A 4646-nucleotide genomic window follows, 5' to 3' on the forward strand; every position below is an offset into this window, starting at 1 on the left:
GGTCCCGCTCGCGCACGGAGGGCCGCGGTGACTGTCGGAGGCGTCGCCTAGCGTTCCTCCCATGAGCAAGCAGGCCAAGGCACCCCGCGCGACGTACCGCTGCACCGAGTGCGGCTGGGAGACCGCGAAGTGGGTGGGCCGGTGCGGTGAGTGCCAGGCCTGGGGCTCGGTCAACGAGGCCGCCGCTCCCACGTTGCGGGCAGCGGCCGCACCGGTCTCCACGCCGGCCGTCCCGATCAGCCAGGTGTCGGTCACCGAGTCGGTGGCGCGTCCCAGCGGAGTGCCCGAGCTCGACCGGGTGCTCGGCGGCGGACTGGTGCCCGGTGCCGCGATCCTGCTGGCCGGCGAGCCGGGGGTGGGCAAGTCGACCCTGCTGCTGGAGGTGGCCGCCCAGACCGCCCGGGGATCGACCCGCACCCTGTACGTCACCGGCGAGGAGTCGGCCTCCCAGGTGCGCCTGCGCGCCGACCGCACCGGCGGCATCCACGACACCCTGTTCCTGGCCGCGGAGACCGACCTGGGGGCGGTGCTGACCCACATCGAGCAGGTGCGCCCCAGCCTGCTGGTGGTCGACTCCATCCAGACGATCGGCGCGGCCGGCCTGGAAGGCGTGCCCGGCGGGGTGACCCAGGTCAAGGAGGTCGCCGCGGCGCTGGTGCGGGTCGCCAAGACGCGCAACATCACCACGGTGATCGTCGGGCACGTCACCAAGGACGGCAGCATCGCCGGCCCGCGGGTGCTGGAGCACCTGGTCGACGTGGTGCTGCACTTCGAGGGCGACCGCAACTCCCGCTTCCGGATGGTGCGCGCGATGAAGAACCGCTTCGGTCCGGTCGACGAGGTCGGCTGCTTCGACCTGTCCGCGGAGGGCATCCGCGCGGTCACCGACCCGACGGGACTCTTCGTCGAGCACCACGCCCAGGACGTCGCCGGCACCTGCGTGGCCGTGACGATGGAGGGGCGGCGGCCCCTGCTGGCCGAGGTCCAGGCGCTGGTCACGCCGTCACCGCTGGAGCGGCCGCGGCGCACGGTCTCGGGGGTGGACGGCTCCCGGGTGGCGATGGTGCTGGCGGTGCTCGGTCAGCACTGCCGCCTCCCGCTGCACGGCAGCGACGTCTTCGCCGCCACGGTCGGCGGTGCCCGCCTGACCGATCCGGCGGCCGACCTGGCGCTGGCCGTGTCGGTGGCCAGCGCCCACCTGGGGGTGCCCGCGCCGCGTGGCGTGGTGGCGGTCGGCGAGATCGGGCTGGCCGGTGAGCTGCGCCGGGTCCGCGACCTGCCGCAGCGCATCGCGGAGGCGGCCCGGCTGGGGTTCAAGGTGGCGGTGGTCCCCCGCGAGCGCCGCGGCACCCAGCGCCCGCCGCACGCCCGCGCCGTGGACGGCATGGAGGTGATCGAGGTCGACGACGTCTACTCGGCCCTGCTGACGCTGGGGCTGCACAACCCGACGCGCTGAGCGTCCGCTCACCTGACGCTCCCGCGCGGGCCCGTCCCCTAGACTGAGGCCGCGCCGTGCCCGGTCTGAACGTGCACGGCTTCGCGTCGAGCGGGGAGAGGCACGTGGCAGAACGACCGGACGACCAATTGCGCCTGCGCGCGACGTTGGCGACCATCGCCCCCGGCACCGCCCTGCGCGACGGTCTGGAGCGGATCCTGCGCGGCCGCACGGGCGCCCTGATCGTCCTCGGTCAGGACAAGGTGGTCGAGTCGATCTCCACCGGCGGCTTCTCCCTCGACGTGCCGTTCACGGCCACGGGGCTGCGCGAGCTGGCCAAGATGGACGGCGCGATCATCCTCGACAAGGACGCCACCCGCATCCACCGTTCCGCGGTGCACCTGATGCCGGACCACACGATCCCCTCCGAGGAGACCGGCACCCGGCACCGTACGGCCGACCGGGTCGCGAAGCAGACGGGTTTCCCGGTGGTGTCGGTGTCGCAGTCGATGCAGATCATCGCCGCGTACGTGGGCGAGATCCGGCACGTGCTGGAGGACTCCGGCCAGATCCTGTCGCGCGCCAACCAGGCGCTGGCGACCCTGGAGCGGTACAAGCTCCGCCTCGACGAGGTCTCCGCGACCCTGTCGGCCCTCGAGATCGAGGACCTGGTGACGGTCCGCGACGTGGCCGTGGTGGCCCAGCGTCTGGAGATGGTCACCCGCATCGCCCGCGAGATCGAGGACTACGTCCTGGAGCTCGGCACCGACGGCCGCCTGCTGTCGCTGCAGCTGGAGGAGCTCGTCACCGGCGTCGACGCCGAGCGCGAGCTCGTGGTGCGCGACTACCTGCCCACCAAGAAGGGCAAGCCGGTCGACGCGGGCACGTACCTGGCGGGCCTGGAGTCGTTGAACTCCACCGAGCTGGTCGACCCCGCCTCGGTGGCCCGCGCGATCGGCCTGAGCTCGGGCGAGCTGCTCGACGGCGCGGTGGCGCCGCGCGGGTACCGCCTGCTGGCGAAGGTGCCGCGCCTCCCCGTGAGTGTGGTGGACCGCCTCGTCGACCACTTCGGCGGGCTGCAGCAGCTGCTGTCGGCCAGCATCGACGACCTGCAGGCCGTGGACGGCGTCGGGGAGCTGCGGGCCCGCAGCGTCCGCGAGGGCCTGTCCCGCCTGGCCGAGTCCTCGATCACCGAGCGTTACATCTGAGGAGTGAGGCGGAGGTAGGCCGAGCGCCAGCGAGGTGTGCCGGAGCCGAGCCCCGCACGATGTGACGCGGAAACGGCAGAGCGTTACATCTGAGGAGTGAGGCGGAGGTACGCCGAGCGCCAGCGTCATACGTACCCACTTCAGAGGTGCCGTCCGTCAGGCGTTCCAGCACCTATAGGTACGGATCCGTCTGACGCAGGCACCGGCGTACGCGCCTTCATATGACGCACCCTCGGGCGGCCCCACGGAGCGGACGGCGAGAGGCAGAACCACACGCGCCAACCGTCAGTCGTTGGGCTCGTCGACCCCGCCGCCACCGTCGCCGGCGCGGTGCCCGGACTCGTCGTCGCTGGCCCCGCGGCCGGACTTCTTGCCGTCCTTCTTCGAGTCCTTCTCCGGCTTCGGCTCGATCGTCTTGGTGACGACCTCAGCCGGCGGCTTGGTCAGCTCGAACTGCACGGAGACCGGTTCGCCGCCGAGCGGGGCGGCGGAGACGTGGTAGTACCCGAGCCGGACCCACTTGGTGTACGCGGAGCACTCCTCGTCGGAGCGTCGGAGGTTCCAGGTGAACCGGACCGTGGCGGCCTTGCCAGGCCGCGCGACGACCTCTTCCGAGGTGATCGCGTCGGTGCACTGGCGGCTGAACCAGATGTCGTCGCTGCCGGAGGTGATGGCCACCGAGACGGTCTCGGACGACACGGTGAACCAGCAGGCCGGCGAGGTGCGGCTCTTGACCTTGAGGTCGATGGCGAGGCCCTCGGAGGTGATCGGGTCCGGCACCTCGGGCGTGATGACCACGTCGGACACCTCGCACGGCCCGGTGGGCTGCGCCGGCGGGGTCTTGGTGTGCTTGGTGGGGGTCGGCGTCGTGGTCGTCGTGGGCGGCGTCGTCTCCGGGTCGTCGAGCTGCTCGGAGGTCAGCGCGGCCGCGGAGTCGGGGTCGTCCTTGCCGTCGGCGCTGCCGCCGAACACGATGGCCAGGATGACGCCGAGCACGAGGAGCGGCACACCGATCACGATCGCGCGCCGGACCCAGTAGACGCGCGGGGGCAGGGGTCCCTTCGGGCGCAGACCGGACGACATGGCGCCACCCTAGGTGGTCTGGTCCTCCCGTCGGGGTTGCCACTCCGGGGGCCGCCGAGGTGCACGTACGATCACCGCGATGAGCGCTCTGCACGACCCGGTCCTCGACTGGTACGACCGTCACGCCCGTGAGCTTCCGTGGCGTACGGAGTCGGCGTCGGCGTGGTCGGTGCTGGTCAGCGAGTTCATGCTGCAGCAGACCCCGGTGAACCGGGTCCTCCCGGTTCACGCCGCCTGGCTGGAGCGGTGGCCCGCCCCCGCGGCGCTCGCCGCTGAACCGGCCGGTGAGGCCGTACGGATGTGGGGTCGCCTCGGGTACCCGCGCCGGGCCCTGCGCCTGCACGCCGCAGCGACCGCCATGGTGGAGCGGCACGACGGCGAGGTGCCGACGGACCACGCGGACCTGCTGGCGCTGCCGGGCGTGGGCGACTACACGGCCGCGGCGGTGGCGAGCTTCGCGTTCGGGCAGCGCCACGTCGTGCTCGACACCAACGTCCGGCGGGTGTTCGCGCGGGCCGTGCAGGGGGTGGAGTTCCCGAGCACCTCCATCCGCCGCGCCGAACGGGACCTGGCCGCCGACCTTCTCCCCACCGACGACGCGACCGCCGCCACCTGGGCGGTCGCCGTCATGGAGCTCGGCGCGCTCGTGTGCACCGCACGCGAGCCGCGCTGCGGCGAGTGCCCGCTGGCGGACCAGTGCGCGTGGCTGGCGGCCGGCCGCCCGGCGTACGACGGCCCCGCACGCCGTGGCCAGGCGTGGGAGGGCACGGACCGCCAGTGCCGCGGCCGCCTGATGGCGGTGCTGCGTGAGGCGCCGGGGTCGGTGTCGTACGACCGGCTCGCGGCTGCCTGGCACACGACGGCCCAGACCGAGAGGTGTCTGGAGGCGCTGGTCGCCGACGGTCTCGTGGTGCGCGTGG

4 protein-coding genes are annotated in these 4646 nt (G+C 72.9%); 3 read left to right on the plus strand and 1 reads right to left on the minus strand.

Going from position 1 to position 4646, the window contains the following annotated elements; all coding sequences use genetic code 11:
- Window positions 1-61: 61 nt before the first annotated feature.
- Complete coding sequence (radA, locus tag ACI379_RS00295) at window positions 62-1456, plus strand: DNA repair protein RadA (protein ID WP_439790055.1); 1395 nt, start codon at window positions 62-64, stop codon at window positions 1454-1456.
- Between the two features lie 104 nt (window positions 1457-1560).
- Window positions 1561-2643: a DNA integrity scanning diadenylate cyclase DisA gene (gene disA, locus ACI379_RS00300; RefSeq protein ID WP_439790056.1), complete on the plus strand. Its 1083-nt coding sequence runs from the start codon at window positions 1561-1563 to the stop codon at window positions 2641-2643.
- A gap of 285 nt (window positions 2644-2928) precedes the next feature.
- Here the strand turns inward: disA and ACI379_RS00305 are convergent, their stop codons facing one another.
- Complete coding sequence (locus tag ACI379_RS00305) at window positions 2929-3726, minus strand: hypothetical protein (protein WP_439790057.1); 798 nt, start codon at window positions 3724-3726, stop codon at window positions 2929-2931.
- A gap of 79 nt (window positions 3727-3805) precedes the next feature.
- On the opposite strand from ACI379_RS00305, the gene ACI379_RS00310 reads away from it, so the two are divergent.
- Window positions 3806-4646 (plus strand): A/G-specific adenine glycosylase (locus ACI379_RS00310; RefSeq protein ID WP_439790058.1); only part of this gene is annotated, 841 nt, incomplete at its 3' end.

This window comes from Nocardioides sp., assembly GCF_051876515.1.
Lineage (GTDB): Bacteria > Actinomycetota > Actinomycetes > Propionibacteriales > Nocardioidaceae > Nocardioides.

Excerpts from the sequence above, each read along its gene's own strand:
- radA (WP_439790055.1), top strand. The coding sequence starts at position 62 with ATGAGCAAGCAGGCCAAGGCACCCCGCGCGACGTACCGCTGCACCGAG.
- ACI379_RS00305 (WP_439790057.1), bottom strand. The coding sequence starts at position 3,726 with ATGTCGTCCGGTCTGCGCCCGAAGGGACCCCTGCCCCCGCGCGTCTAC.